This window comes from Candidatus Sulfurimonas marisnigri (assembly GCF_015265475.1).
GTDB lineage: Bacteria > Campylobacterota > Campylobacteria > Campylobacterales > Sulfurimonadaceae > Sulfurimonas > Sulfurimonas marisnigri.
In genome coordinates this window covers 1,156,406-1,169,490 of the sequence record NZ_CP054493.1, presented here as the reverse complement: position 1 = coordinate 1,169,490, position 13,085 = coordinate 1,156,406, and the positions used below count along the sequence as shown (strand labels likewise).

The 13,085-nt window shown below is 32.2% G+C and carries 13 protein-coding genes; 7 read left to right on the top strand and 6 right to left on the bottom strand.

What is annotated here, in order from left to right; translation table 11 throughout:
* Positions 1-61 precede the first annotated feature (61 nt).
* Positions 62-1,261: a cation:proton antiporter gene (locus HUE87_RS05870; protein WP_194367789.1), complete on the bottom strand. Its 1,200-nt coding sequence runs from the start codon at positions 1,259-1,261 to the stop codon at positions 62-64.
* 176 nt (positions 1,262-1,437) lie between these two features.
* On the opposite strand from HUE87_RS05870, the gene coaBC reads away from it, so the two are divergent.
* From coaBC to truA, 6 genes are read left to right on the top strand one after another with little or no spacing between them, the layout of a single operon-like run.
* Entirely contained in the window at positions 1,438-2,712 is a 1,275-nt protein-coding gene (coaBC, locus tag HUE87_RS05865) for a bifunctional phosphopantothenoylcysteine decarboxylase/phosphopantothenate--cysteine ligase CoaBC (protein ID WP_194367788.1), read from the top strand.
* Between the two features lie 7 nt (positions 2,713-2,719).
* Positions 2,720-3,466, top strand: coding sequence for a hypothetical protein (locus HUE87_RS05860; RefSeq protein ID WP_194367787.1), 747 nt, complete (start codon positions 2,720-2,722; stop codon positions 3,464-3,466).
* The gene (locus HUE87_RS05855; protein WP_194367786.1) at positions 3,463-4,140 is read left to right on the top strand and encodes a di-trans,poly-cis-decaprenylcistransferase; all 678 of its coding nucleotides are present in this window, start codon (positions 3,463-3,465) and stop codon (positions 4,138-4,140) included. The genes HUE87_RS05860 and HUE87_RS05855 overlap by 4 nt, the downstream gene beginning before the upstream one ends.
* On the top strand, positions 4,140-4,958 hold the full coding sequence (locus tag HUE87_RS05850) for a prepilin peptidase (RefSeq protein WP_194367785.1): 819 nt from the start codon (positions 4,140-4,142) through the stop codon (positions 4,956-4,958). Before HUE87_RS05855 ends, HUE87_RS05850 begins: the two co-directional genes overlap by 1 nt.
* A complete protein-coding gene (locus HUE87_RS05845) occupies positions 4,958-5,971 on the top strand; it encodes an LptF/LptG family permease (protein WP_194367784.1) in 1,014 nt (337 codons plus the stop codon). The genes HUE87_RS05850 and HUE87_RS05845 overlap by 1 nt, the downstream gene beginning before the upstream one ends.
* A gap of 6 nt (positions 5,972-5,977) precedes the next feature.
* Complete coding sequence (truA, locus tag HUE87_RS05840; RefSeq protein WP_194367783.1) at positions 5,978-6,688, top strand: tRNA pseudouridine(38-40) synthase TruA; 711 nt, start codon at positions 5,978-5,980, stop codon at positions 6,686-6,688.
* A gap of 5 nt (positions 6,689-6,693) precedes the next feature.
* Here the strand turns inward: truA and HUE87_RS05835 are convergent, their stop codons facing one another.
* The gene (locus tag HUE87_RS05835) at positions 6,694-7,431 is read right to left on the bottom strand and encodes an ElyC/SanA/YdcF family protein (RefSeq protein ID WP_194367782.1); all 738 of its coding nucleotides are present in this window, start codon (positions 7,429-7,431) and stop codon (positions 6,694-6,696) included.
* Complete coding sequence (locus tag HUE87_RS05830) at positions 7,431-8,213, bottom strand: alpha/beta hydrolase (RefSeq protein WP_194367781.1); 783 nt, start codon at positions 8,211-8,213, stop codon at positions 7,431-7,433. The genes HUE87_RS05835 and HUE87_RS05830 overlap by 1 nt, the downstream gene beginning before the upstream one ends.
* A 59-nt stretch (positions 8,214-8,272) precedes the next feature.
* On the opposite strand from HUE87_RS05830, the gene HUE87_RS05825 reads away from it, so the two are divergent.
* Complete coding sequence (locus tag HUE87_RS05825) at positions 8,273-9,007, top strand: hypothetical protein (protein WP_194367780.1); 735 nt, start codon at positions 8,273-8,275, stop codon at positions 9,005-9,007.
* Here the strand turns inward: HUE87_RS05825 and HUE87_RS05820 are convergent.
* From HUE87_RS05820 to HUE87_RS05810, 3 genes are read right to left on the bottom strand one after another with little or no spacing between them, the layout of a single operon-like run.
* On the bottom strand, positions 8,976-10,793 hold the full coding sequence (locus HUE87_RS05820; RefSeq protein ID WP_194367779.1) for a sensor histidine kinase: 1,818 nt from the start codon (positions 10,791-10,793) through the stop codon (positions 8,976-8,978). The genes HUE87_RS05825 and HUE87_RS05820 overlap by 32 nt on opposite strands.
* Positions 10,793-11,212, bottom strand: a complete 420-nt coding sequence (locus tag HUE87_RS05815; RefSeq protein WP_194367778.1) for a hypothetical protein — start codon at positions 11,210-11,212, stop codon at positions 10,793-10,795. The genes HUE87_RS05820 and HUE87_RS05815 overlap by 1 nt, the downstream gene beginning before the upstream one ends.
* Complete coding sequence (locus tag HUE87_RS05810) at positions 11,213-13,081, bottom strand: TonB-dependent receptor plug domain-containing protein (protein ID WP_194367777.1); 1,869 nt, start codon at positions 13,079-13,081, stop codon at positions 11,213-11,215.
* Between the last annotated feature and the right edge of the window lie 4 nt (positions 13,082-13,085).

Sequence of the window (13,085 nt, the reverse complement as noted above, 5' to 3'; positions counted from 1 at the left end):
ATTCCTTTACATATTATATTTTAAACAGTCTATAACAAAAAAACTTAATAAAAAATTATATTTAAACGCATTCACCTCTAAAATATTTCTTTAGTAAAAAAGGAGGGACAACAGTTGTAATTATTATTACAAAAATAAGCATTGCATAAATATCATTTGGCAATATTCCGTTTACCCTGCCCATCTCAGCGAAGATAAGACCAACCTCTCCTCTTGGTATCATAGATATTCCGATTATTACATTGTTTCTAATACAACTTTGAATAATAAAAAATGCTCCAATAAATTTAGTTAAAAACGCTATTGTAATAAATGATAACCCCATAATCCAAAAAGAAGAGGATGAAAAGTCTATAACTCTCAAATCCATAGAAAGGCCAACCATAACAAAAAATATAGGTGTAAATATCTGAATAATTGGTGTCATACTTTTTTGTACTTCACCAAGGAGTATTTCATTTGTGCTCAAAAATGTACCAAAGGGGAGAAAGAATCTTCTTGAGAGTGCAATACCTGCTGCAAAAGAGCCTAAAATAGCAGGGGCACCAACCAAATGTGAAAGGTATGCAAAAAGTAAAATAAGTGAAATAATAATCGTTGGAATATACCCTGGAACTAAATCTTTTCCATTAAACTTATGTATCATGTACGAAAGTGATTTAGCCAAAATCGGGGCCAATACTAAAAACATCATAACCATTCCTGCTACTGAGAGTGTATGCTTAAAATTTGTCTCGTGTGAGATTGAGAAGTCATATATAAAGACTAAAAGTATTATTCCGATGATATCATCAATAACAGCCGCACCAATAACAATTTGGGCTATATTAGTGTTTTCCATATGGATATCTTTTAAAACTCTAAGAGTAATACCTATACTTGTTGCTGTAAGTGTTCCACCTACAAAAAGAGATATATCAAATGAAAATTCAAAGATATAATAAGCTATTAACAGCCCAAAACTAAAGGGTAGTATAACTCCCAATAAAGCAACTATAAGAGATTTTGTTCCTGCATTTTTCAATCTTGTAAAATCGGTCTCCAGTCCTACTTCAAAAAGAAGTAAAATAATTCCAATCTCTGCTAATATTTTCAATATTTCATTTGGCTCAACAATGCCTAGGATGGAAGAGCCTAAAAGTACTCCCGCAAATAGTTCACCTAAAACTGATGGGATTCCAAATCTAGCGAAAGCCTCACCTAGTATCCTTGCAACTATCAATATTAAAAAAAGTGTTAAAAAAAAGTCATGTGCTTCCATAAAAATTATTATACTACTTTTTTAATATTTAACTAAATTAACTTAAAAAAAATTACAAAGATAGGTTATTGTGTAGTTTTAACTATAGAAACTCTACAAGCATTAAGTTAAATATCTTAAAGGTTTTCCTGCTAAAATACAACTCAAATAAACATATAGAAAAATCGAGGTAAACCATGCTTATTCCAACAGATTTATTAAAAGGCAAAAAGATACTTTTAGGAGTTGCCGGCTCAATAGCTGTCTATAAATCACCTGATATTGTTCGACTATTTGTTAAGGCTGGTGCAGATGTAAAAGTTGTTATGAGTGAAGCTGCTAAAAAGTTTATAACTCCTCTTACTTTTGAGACCCTCACCTCAAATCAAGTACTTGATGATACTAATGAGTCATGGGTAAATGACCATAACCACATCAAGGCTGGTGAGTGGGCTGACCTATTTGTTATAGCGCCCTGCTCTGCGAATACAATTGCAAAACTAGCTAATGGTATAGCTGATAATATGCTTTTACAAACTGCTTTAGCATATCCACATGTAAAGATAATAGCGCCATCCGCGAACACTAATATGTTAGAAAACCCTATTACAAAAGCTAACCTAAAAATGTTGTCGATTGCATCTTATGAGCTTGTAGATACTCAGACCAAAGAACTTGCATGTAAAACAGTTGGAAATGGTGCTATGGCAGAGCCCATAGATGTTTTTTGGCAATCTGCTAGAGCTATACTTAAAGATGATTTTTGGACTGATAGAAGAGTTATAGTTACTGGTGGTGGAACTGTAGAGAAGATTGATGATGTTCGATATATTTCAAATTACTCAAGTGGTAAAATGGCTTCATCACTTGCTACAGCACTCTATTGCAAGGGAGCTGATGTTAATTTAATCTCTACTAAATTTGAAGATAATTTACCAAAAGATTTACATACTATTGATGTTGAAAGTTCGCAGGAGATGCTTGAGTATCTAAGTGACTCTATCCGAATTGCCAAAAAAGGCAAACTATCAAAGGCATCACTTATGAGTGATGACCAGATTCGTCTTATACAAAAAAAACCATATCTATTTATGGCGGCGGCCGTTAGTGACTATGTGCCTGCATACGCACAAGATGGAAAACTAAAAAAAGAGACTTTAGGAGAAGAGTGGGATCTCAAACTAACGCAAAATATTGATATTTTAAACTCTATTGATAAAACAGATATAACAACTATTGCTTTTAAGGCTGAAATGGACACAGATAACGCTATCAAAAACGCCTCTAAGATGATTGACAATAAAAGTATTGATGCTGTTTGTCTCAATGTCTTGAAAGATTCTTCTAGTTTTGGGACTGACACAAATAAGGTTGATTTTATTCTTCCAGACAAAATAGAGTCTATCCCTTTATCTGACAAACTTAGTGTCGCATTTGATATTTTAGAGCATGCAAAAAGTATGCAAAAATAGCTACTCAATGAATATATCACAACTAGGCTCTTTGGTAAATCTAATCAATACAAATCCAAATGAGGCCAAAGCTCTTATAAAACTAGTCTCTGTTGATATCTTAAAATCTTTAGGAGATGGTAAATATAGTGTTTTACTTGATAACAAGAGACTTACCGCACAGAGTGACAAACCACTGAGCGAAGGGGCTAAATACTGGTCACAACTCACACAAACCAAAGACTCAGTACCACAGCTCTCCCAACTCTTAAAACAGCCATCATTACTTAAAAATTTACAGCATACAAACCTGGAATATTCATTAAAAGATTTAAAAACGATTCTATCATCTGTAAAACCAGAAAATATACTAAAACAAAACATACTAGAGCATTTAAGCACTGCAACTACAAAAGAAGAATTTTCAAATGCATCGACTCTATTACTTTCTTTGCAAAACCAGACTATGACAATTCCGCTAAATTATCATGGCTATTTTTCTGTTTTACAATTTAAAAAAAGGTACAATAAGAAAACTAAGAAGAGTCAAATAGACTTTTATGCGGCACTTGAGCTTTTAGGACCCATTTCAGGTATTATTTCACTTGAAAATGGCAGAGTAAGCATTGAGCTAAATGTTGCTTTTGATAAAACTAAACAATTTTTGGAAAATGATATGAAAAACCTCTCTTATGAAGTAGACATCTCTGTTATAAATTTAATAGAACCACTTTACAACGCTAATATCAACTCTCTTTTGGACCTTTGTATATGAACAAAGCAAAACACATAGCAATTATTATGGATGGCAACGGTCGATGGGCAGAGCTCAAAGATAAAAAAAGAGTTAAAGGTCATGAAGCAGGAGCAAAGGTTGTTAAAGAGATTACAACATTTTGTTCACAGAGCAAAGATATAGAGAGGTTAACGCTTTATGCATTTTCAACAGAAAACTGGAAAAGACCAAGACTAGAAGTTGAGTTTTTAATGAAGCTGTTAGAATCGTATCTAAGAAATGAGCTTCCTGTCTATCTGAAAAACAATGTACGGTTTGAGCCTATTGGTGACACTAGGGCTTTTTCCAAGTCTCTACAAAAAACTATAAAAGATGTTCAAGAAAAAACATCTCACTGTGATGGCTTGGTTCAGTCGCTTGCACTTAACTATGGTGCTCAAGATGAGATACTAAGAGCTGTTAATAAAATTAAAGACTGTGAAGACTTCATAACAGAAGCAATGCTCTCAAACGCACTTGACTGCAAACATAATGTAGATTTACTTATTCGCACAGGTGGAGACCACAGACTATCTAACTTTTTACTTTGGCAGGCTGCATATGCTGAGCTATTTTTTACAGATACATTATGGCCAGATTTTACAACCGATGATTTACAAAAAATCATCAAGGATTTCACAAAAATTGAGAGACGCTTTGGAGGCTTAAAATAATGGAACTACTTACTATTGCTTTTATATTCGGTATGCTTATTGGTTCGTTTTTAAATGTAATTATATTACGAATACCTAATGATGAAAGTATAGTATTTGGAGGCTCACACTGCACAACATGCGGACATAACTTGAAGCCCTGGCATAACGTACCTCTATTTTCTTGGTTATTTTTAAGAGGAAAATGCTCTTTTTGTGGTGCGAAGATATCCATACAATATCCACTTATTGAACTGACGTCTGGATTGATATTTTTAATGTTGGTCAACAAGTTTGGTTTTAGTGTTCCTGTTCTTTTTATAGCACTTAGCTTCTTTATGCTTTTATCTCTTTCAATGATTGATTTAAAATATAAAATGGTTCCGGACTCGCTTAATCTTTTGGCTTTGTTATTTGCAATAGTTGGTGCTTGGAGTTTACACGGAGTTTTAACAAACTTTCAAAATGCTCTTCTCTTCGCAGGTGGATTTACTCTATTGAGATTTGCCCTATCATATTACCTAACATCATCTGCTCACAGGGATGCTAAAAAAACTATAACACCTTGGACAAAAAACTATCATACATATCCATTTATAGAAGCTATGGGCGAAGGCGACATAATGGTTGGGGCAACAATGGGAGCACTTCTTGGTGTAAAACTAACTCTTGTCGCTGTATTTCTTTCAGCAATTTTGGCACTACCTGTTATGATATTTCTTATAAATAGATATGGGCAAGGGCAAACTGTTCCTTTTGTTCCATTTTTAGTTCTGGCAACATTTATAGTTTATATATTTGATAGCTATGTTTTAACACTAGTTGAGGCCCTATACTAATGTATGAACTAAAAAAATATATAAGAGACTCTTTATCTGTTATATTTTTATCTATATTTATCCCTCTTTTTGCCATAGCTTCTGTAGTTTTTCTTATAAAACTTGCTACTTATACAGCTGTTATACAACTGTCTATATGGGAGATGGCTAAACTATTTTTCTTCATAGTCCCTGAGCTACTATTTTATTCACTTCCAATCTCTTTTTTTATTGCCACCACCTTAACTCTTTTCAAACTATCAAATGACAATGAGATAGTTGTGCTGTTTGCACTTGGTATAGAGCCTAGATTTATACTAAAAACATTACTAAAACCAGCAGCCATTCTCTCTGTTATACTAATGTTTAATTTTTTCATACTATTTCCACACGCTAAAATTCTATCAAAAAACTTTATATCATATAAGACCAGCGAGGCAAAATTCAATCTCTCTGCTTCTGAATTTGGTCATAAATTTGGTGAATGGCTACTCTATATTGGAAAAGAAAATGAGAATGAAAGCTACTCTGATGTTATTTTATTTAATAAAAAACAAAATGAAGAGGTTTTGATAGGGGCTAAAAAAGCACAGATTATTAATGACTCTGGTATTTTGCGACTAAAACTAAGTGATGGAGAGGGTTATAGCTACTCAAAAGAGAAGTTCACACAAATAGACTTTAAAACAATGTTTATTAACGATACTATGAAAACTGATTTTCGCACGTATAAAACACCAGTTGAGTACTGGCTTAAGAGTGGAAAAAACTATAAAAAATTGTTTATAATAAACATTTTACTTAGTATCTTTCCTTTGATAAGTCTATTTTTAGTTGCAAGTATTGGGATAGTACATGTTAGGCATCAAAAAGGGAAAGTATATTTATACTTATTTTTAGGAATTTTAGTTTATTATGCTCTTGCTTTTGGGTTGCAGAGTAAGTTTTCATACTATACAATTCCATTGTTCATTACAGCTTGGCTAATCACAACATATTTCTTATATAGAAAAACAATTGTTACAAAGTTTTAATGCTTAATGAGATGTGCTTTAACAATAGCCTATGACGGCACACATTTCTTAGGTTCACAAACGCAAAAAAGTTCTTCAAATACCATACTTGGAAACTTGGAGCATGTGCTGCACAAACTACATATAGATTCAAAGATTATCGCCAGCGGAAGAACAGACAGAGGTGTTCACGCAACAGGTCAGGTTTGCCATATTAACTTACCAGAGTTTTGGAATGATCTAACTAAACTTAAAAAAGTTCTAAATGAGATGCTTCCAAATTCTATACTTATCAAACATATAAAAGAAGTAGATGATGAGTTTCATGCAAGATACAGCGCTAAAAAAAGAGTTTATAGATATCTTATAAAACAGGGGGAGAGTAATCCTTTTGAAGATAATTATTTTACATTTATTGACTCCGTAGATTTCAAGAGAATTGAGAAAAATATAAAGCTCTTTAGAGGTGAGTTTGACTTTAAGTATTTTATGAAAACCGGAAGTGATATAAACTCTACATGTAGAACCATCTACAAAGCATTTACATATGAACATAAAGGGTATATAGTCTTAAATTTCGAAGGAAACGGCTTTTTAAGAAGTCAGATAAGACTTATTGTTGGGGCACTTCTTACACTAGACACAAGTGAAATCATTGAAAAACTGCAATGCAAAGAAAACCACAAGCTTAAACCTGCTAAATGTAATGGTCTTTATTTAGCCAAAATTAAATACTAATATATTTACTTTTTTAACATACTCCATAAGATTCCGAAATACTCATGCATAGCAATATTTGAGTTACGCATATACCCAATCCCAGGTGCCGTAAGATAACCATTAACTTTACTTTTATGAAAGTCTGTTGGTGCAGGAATTGGGTTTAAACTAAGGGATTGAAAGAGCTTCATAGATCTTGGCATATGGCTTGCTGACGTTACAAGTACAAAAGCTTCATCACCAATTAAACTTTGTGTGAAAATTGCTTCCTCTTTTGTGTCTTTTGGCTCCCCATTAATAATAATATTTTCAGCCTTAACTCCGAGTGCAATTGCTAAAGAGGCATTCATTTGTGCATTTGAAATATTTGTATTCCCCTCATAACCTGTAAATATAAGTTTTGAATTTGGAGTTTGCAAATGGATTATAACACCCTCAAGCACTCTTTTACTTGCAACTTGTGATGAAAGCGGCTGAGATTCATCTGTGTTATGCCCGCTTCCTAATACATGTATATATTTTATATTTTCTTTATACTCATATTTTGAATATTGGTTTTCCAGGTTTTTTACTAAAAAGTTTGAAAATGGGTGGTATGAAAAAAGGAGTAAAAGTCCAAGTGCAAAACCAAGAAAAGCTTTTGCAACTCTATACTTTGCATTAAATAGAAAATAAAAGCCAAAAGCAAAAACTATAAGTACCATACCAAAAGGCTCAACAAAAAAAGTTATAAACTTCTTTAAAAAAAATCCAAGTTCCATTACTCTAACACCTCATTTATATGTTTTGAGACTTCCTCATGCCAAAGAAGCTCTTTATGCGTCAACCCTTCATACTCTTTGTATAGTGCCAAGTTTTTCACATATTGTTTTAAATTTCTTGTATTTTTAATATATATTATCTCATCATCTTTACTAGCAAAAATATAAGTCTTGGCATCTATCTCCGACACAAGTTTAGTTTTATCAAATTTATATCTCAGGAGCCAAGGTATGTGAAGACCATATTTCTCTTTAACAAGTAGCGTGATGGAATCAAATGGTCCAACCAAAAACACACCCAAAACGCTCATTTTACTCGCCACATAAGCAGCAACCAATGAGCCTATTGAGAAGCCTAAAACATAAAAATCACCATAATTTTTTTTAACTATCTGGGCTACTTTTAGAGAGTCTACTAATATGTTTTTTTCATTAACAACTCCTTCACTTCTTCCGTATGAGCGATAGTTGAAAGTGATTATTCTAACATGCGGAAACAACAATGAGAGTCTTTTAATAAGTCCTACACTGTCATGTGAGCGACCTGCAAAAAAAAGAAGTGTTGACTTTATAGTAGGTAATTTTCTATATAGACTCTTTGGCTCATACACAACTCCTTCAAGTTCAATGCCATCATCTGTAGTAATACTAAGAATTTCAAACTCATCGTCTAACTCTTCATCACGATAATAAGTTGGTGAAAACACCATAAAATATTGCCAATGGTAAAATGCGAAAGCTATAATACCAAGCGTAAAAAGTGAAAATACTATATATATCATTTGTAACCTTATTGAGTGGAATTATAGTATAATTCCAATAATTATTATAGGATATTTATATGCAAGCATTCGGGAAATTTTCAAGAAAATTAGATTTAGAGTACATAAAAGAACAGTATATTTATATTCAAGAGAGTGACGAGACTATAGATTCAGAGCAACTAGAGCAGATGCTTAAAAACAAACGTAAAACAGTAATTGGAACTATTTTTTTATACAATCCGACAATAGCACCTATAGGATACAAAGACGATGCCAGCTTAGACGGACAGGGGTATGAATTCAATGGTCAATTTGATGAACTAGCTTTTGACAAAAACTGTACTCTTTTCGCTTCTGCTATTAAAGATGGCTATAGAGGCAAGCTTATAGAGATTAAGTATCTTTTCGCACTTAACAAACCAAACATAGAACCAACACCCATTCTAGAAGAGTTTGAGGGTGATTTAGACAGATACACAAGCAATCAGCTAACACGCTATGATAAAGAGCTTAACTATCAAGACTACCTTAATATTCGTCTTAGTGGTAAGTTTGTTTTCTTTATTTCAGGAAACAAGTATGACAGACATCACAAAAATATAATCACTTATGCTAGAAATATTTCTGCACAAGCTGCTAAGCTAGGTAAACATATTGCATTTATGTATGACAATAACCACGATGCAGTTGAGAGTCAAGAGGTGGCATATTTTTTACCAGCAATTGCAACTGGAAAACTTAGAGAGATAAGAGCAAATGCATTTAAGAGAGCTTTTAAAACTAACCTTCCAACGATTGTGAAGATAAATTAAGCTTTATAGTAAAACAGGCACCGATACCTTCTCCTTCTATAGCCTCTTGATTATCTACATGTAGAGCTCCTTTGTGGTGGTCATTTACAATTATTTTAGACATATATAGCCCAAGTCCTGTTCCATTTTTTTCATCTTTTGTTGAAAAGTATGGGTCAAATATATTTTTCATAATTCTCTCAGGTATTCCGCCGCCATTGTCGCATATGATTAAGCTGCTATCTTTTGTAGTTATTTTAATCAGTGGTTTTTCAATCCCTTTTTCTTTAAAGTTATCTTGAGCATTTTTCAATATATTGAGAACAACCTGCATCAATTCACTATCATAAAGTGCTATTTTTTCTTTAAAATTGTAATCATAAACTATATCAATATTATCATTAGTAAGTGATCCCTCAATGATTTTTAGAGATTTTGCAACTACATCCTCTAATGTGCTAAGTACTTGTAACTTATTTGGTTTATAGAAATTCCTGAAATCATTTATTGTCGTAGTTAGACTTTGTGTATAGTGTTCAATATTATTAAGCTGCTTGATAAAGGAATTTTCACACTTATCTCTCCCCTCTTTTGTCTCTAAGTCATACTCTCCAAGTTGAATTTTTATCATCATATTCATTGATGTTGCTGAAATTGAAGAGAGCGGCTGCCTCCACTGATGGGCAATCATGCTTATCATTTCTCCCATTTGAGCCATTCTTGTCTGCTCTATAAACTTACGCTCTTGCTCTAGCTTCTCTTTTTTGTATTGGTTTTCTTTGGTCACATCCTTTAAAACAAGCATAATTATTTTTCTGTCAGGCATAAGATTCATACTAATAATTGCATCAATAATCTTGTCGTGATTAACACTACAACTATTTTCAAAACTAGAGTGTGAGCCTTTATAAAACACATCTCTAATAATATCTATTATTTCATCTTTAAAATCTAGGGGTATAAACTCAATAAAAGATCTCTCCAAGAGACTATCTTTGGTATATCCCGTAATTTCACCAAAGGCTCTGTTTACAAAAAGAAAATTTGTATTTTTATCAATTATAGCAATTCCATCTGTAGTCATATCAAAAATTGTGTTTAAATTCGATTTTGACTCAAGGAGTTTATTGTGTTTATTAGCAATATTTACTCCTAAGTACTGAAACTCTTTTTGCTCTTGCTTGGGAAACATCAAGATATCATCATCTTTTGTATTACTCAGTTTATAAACAATATCATATATTGGTGAGACTATAGATTTTGCTACAAAATACGAAATAATAAAAAAGACACTAATTAACAACAACCCTTCAATAATAAACTCAAATAACTCTCTTTTTATATAATTATTATATGTTTCTAAATTAGCTTCAACAACCATATAACCGATTGGGACATCCAACACAGAAAAGATATCCATTACAATATATTGCTCTGTATTCCTAATACTATTGTGCTCTTTTTTCAAAAGTGTCTCAAACATAGGATGTATTTCTTGAACAATATTGGGAGATTTATTTTTTGCTATAATAATTCCGTCTTTATCAAGAATATAGATGGATTTTATATAATCACTATTAATTGAATCAATGCTAAGTTGGATATTCACTTCATCATGGTTGTAAACATATGCACTTATATGTTCAACAAGTAAATCATTTACAATATTATTAGTGCTTTCAATCATTTCAAATGCATATTCCTCTATTTCATTGAGTTGAAGTAAAAAATTAATGCCAAAAAACAAAACAATAGTAGCAATTGAGAGGGATATTATTTTAGTCTGTATAGTTTTAAACTTTATCATTATTCACTATCCTTTATATACTTATCAAAATTTTGAGGAAGTGATATTTGTTTGTTATGCAGCCTTACTCTTGAAAACTCAATTTTAATATGCCCTCTATCCCAGTAAAAAGCACCAACCGAATCTTTATTAACCTTGTATACTACATGTGATGTTGTAAAAAGTAGTAAACCTTCACTGTTTTTAGGAATTTCTTCAAGTGAATCAACTAAAATAATATCAGCGCTCTCAACTTCACTCGATATGTATAGATTTGATGAGGCTAAAACAACCTCTTTGTATTTGTTGTTAACTGTATAAACACTAATATTGTCCTTATCTACCATTGCCAAAAATATTTTATCAAATATTTTAGAGGCAGTAGCAGTATCAAAAGCAAACAGCTCAAGTGCCAATAGTACAAACAGAATAAATTTCATTTAAAACATATACTCCATGCTAACAAAAAAGCGTTGTTCTACAGGAGATATATTTATAGGTTCTTCTTGTAAAAATGTGTTTGGATCAACTCTATAATAACTATCTTCGTAACCCTTATTAAAAATATTTTCACCTTTTAAAGAAATTATCAAATCATTCGTATAGCTATACTTGATCCCTGCACTATAATCATAATGATTAGTATCGTCAATATTGTTACGATTAAAGATAACCTCATTAAAAATATCAAACTTTCCAACTCTATTTAGTGAGCGGACAAAAGCAGCAATAGATTTATTGTTGAAGTTTCTTATATCTGCATATGAAACATTTGAGACAAGTTTATTGTCTATGTCAAAATTATAAGTATACTCCAAAAAAGCAGATATATTTTTTACGTTCTCTTTGCTATTGGTAAAAGCTCCTGTTGGATTTACTACAAAGGGGGGTTGTACAAATAAATTCTTAGTAACACCATAGGTAGCAACTAACTCTATTTCATTTTTACCATTAATATATTTTATCTCCTCGCTAATCGCATTTAAAACTTGATTATCAAGAGGACGTTTAGTAAATGGAAAATCTACATATATATAAGGTTCAACCAATGACTCCACTCTATACGCAAATGATTTAAAAATAAAATTATCATGAATATATGTGTGATTTATACGAAATTGAAAAAGATCTTCATTTTCAATTCCTCCATTGTTATTCACTAAGGCATACTGAGCAGCAATGCTTATAATATTGTTATTTGATATGCTGTGTCTATCTTCTAAGAAAATTGTACTTACGGCTTGTCTATTATAATCATCCTTGGAACTTAAAACACCATCCACTTTAGCTTCTATCATCTCAAAGGTTTTATAGCGAAGCTTTGCACCTATAATTAGACGGTTATACTCTGATTCACCTGTGTACTTTATCTCTGCTGTAGAAACACCCTCTTCTCTATCAAAATCAAGCTCTGGAGAGTAAGGCGATTCAAAACCAGCTGCTTCTTTGTTTTTTCCAGAGATATGTGTATATTGATGATTTACAGAGATACATAAATTTTTAAAGTATGTTGTTTCGTACCCTATGTTAAAATAGTCATAGTGACCTGTTGAGATATCATAAGTAGCTAAAGGGCTTCTGGCTATTGATGTATCAAGGTCTGATGTCCCCGCCATAACTTGGAGCTTATTGTTCTTGGAATGTATGGAACTAAAAAGTGAATAAGTTTCAGAATCACGTTTAATTGGAATATTGTGACTGAAATACTTTTTTCTTTTATCATCACTTCTAGATACATATGCAACATAAGAGTAATCTTTGAGCTCATCTGCATAATATGCAGATTCTTGATTAAATCCACGGCTTCCATAATTAAGATTTAACTTCCCACCACTGTCACGCTCGGCCGTTTTTGAATATAGCTTAATTAAGATATATGTTGGTTCTGTAGAAAACTCATACGATGGTGAGCGTGTATAAATTTCTACATGGTCTATAAAATCTAGGTCAATACTGTTAGCAGCTGTAAAACCGCTTCCAAATGTTGATGAAACAAGTTCTTGATTATCTATATACAAACGTATAGTACTGCTTGAAAAAAATGCGGAGGAGCCTCTATAAAACATATCTGCAATTCCGCCACGACTCTCTTTGTATCTTACTATAGGGTGTGACTTTAAGATATCTTTGAGACTGTGAGCCTGCATAATGTCTAAATCTTTTCTAGTAAAGATAGTTACAGCCCCGCCGCTTTCAAGTTTTGTCTTATTTGAAAGATCACTATTGTGTGTATAAGTGCCTAATAAATCGCCCAGCTCTTCTGAATGGAGCAATCCAACAGCTAATAATAATAAAAATATTAATTTCATTATT

Coding starts and splice junctions, on each gene's coding strand:
- HUE87_RS05870 (WP_194367789.1), bottom strand. CDS start 1,261: ATGGAAGCACATGACTTTTTTTTAACACTTTTTTTAATATTGATAGTT.
- coaBC (WP_194367788.1), top strand. CDS start 1,438: ATGCTTATTCCAACAGATTTATTAAAAGGCAAAAAGATACTTTTAGGA.
- HUE87_RS05860 (WP_194367787.1), top strand. CDS start 2,720: ATGAATATATCACAACTAGGCTCTTTGGTAAATCTAATCAATACAAAT.
- HUE87_RS05855 (WP_194367786.1), top strand. CDS start 3,463: ATGAACAAAGCAAAACACATAGCAATTATTATGGATGGCAACGGTCGA.
- HUE87_RS05850 (WP_194367785.1), top strand. CDS start 4,140: ATGGAACTACTTACTATTGCTTTTATATTCGGTATGCTTATTGGTTCG.
- HUE87_RS05845 (WP_194367784.1), top strand. CDS start 4,958: ATGTATGAACTAAAAAAATATATAAGAGACTCTTTATCTGTTATATTT.
- truA (WP_194367783.1), top strand. CDS start 5,978: ATGAGATGTGCTTTAACAATAGCCTATGACGGCACACATTTCTTAGGT.
- HUE87_RS05835 (WP_194367782.1), bottom strand. CDS start 7,431: ATGGAACTTGGATTTTTTTTAAAGAAGTTTATAACTTTTTTTGTTGAG.
- HUE87_RS05830 (WP_194367781.1), bottom strand. CDS start 8,213: ATGATATATATAGTATTTTCACTTTTTACGCTTGGTATTATAGCTTTC.
- HUE87_RS05825 (WP_194367780.1), top strand. CDS start 8,273: ATGCAAGCATTCGGGAAATTTTCAAGAAAATTAGATTTAGAGTACATA.
- HUE87_RS05820 (WP_194367779.1), bottom strand. CDS start 10,793: ATGATAAAGTTTAAAACTATACAGACTAAAATAATATCCCTCTCAATT.
- HUE87_RS05815 (WP_194367778.1), bottom strand. CDS start 11,212: ATGAAATTTATTCTGTTTGTACTATTGGCACTTGAGCTGTTTGCTTTT.
- HUE87_RS05810 (WP_194367777.1), bottom strand. CDS start 13,081: ATGAAATTAATATTTTTATTATTATTAGCTGTTGGATTGCTCCATTCA.